This is a genomic window from Nitratireductor lacus (assembly GCF_056431025.1).
The window spans coordinates 1-517 of the sequence record NZ_JBWKMB010000079.1; the positions used below are offsets into that span (position 1 = coordinate 1).

Sequence of the window (517 nt, forward strand, 5' to 3'; positions counted from 1 at the left end):
CAGGCTGGCGTCCACGATCTGGCCTGACATCGGGATGTACCCCTTCTTGTTCAGTTGCCAGTCAAAAGCTTTCATGACCCGCTTGAGGGTGCCGGTCTCGGTCATCTTGTTGCGGAAATGACGGATCGTGTTCTCGTCAGGTGTACGATCCCCCAGCGAGAATCCCGCAAACCGCATCCAGCTCAACCTGTCCCGGATCATGAATTCGGTGCGGGCATCGGATAGATTGTGTTGTGCCTGCAGGATCAGGATCTTGAACATGGCCACAGGATCGAAAGGCGGACGACCGCCTTTGCTGCCATCACCATAGCCCACCCCCTCGACCAACCAGTCTCTGAAATACTCAAAGTCGATGGTCTGATTGAGCACCTCAAGCGGATCGCCTGCTGGCTCAGCGCTTCAAGATGCTCGTTCAGGCTGAACAGTGACTTCGGATCCATATCGGCACTCCCCATGGTTCATCCGAAGTGAATCATGAAGCGGCTCTACAGGCCAGGGTTTTTGCGGGTCTCCAGCT

General features: G+C 55.7%; 1 protein-coding gene. It reads right to left on the reverse strand.

Annotated elements, in window-relative coordinates; all coding sequences use genetic code 11:
* Positions 1-369: transposase (locus AC07E3_RS21495; RefSeq protein WP_478364784.1), on the reverse strand; the 369-nt coding region annotated here is incomplete at its 3' end.
* Positions 370-517 lie beyond the last annotated feature (148 nt).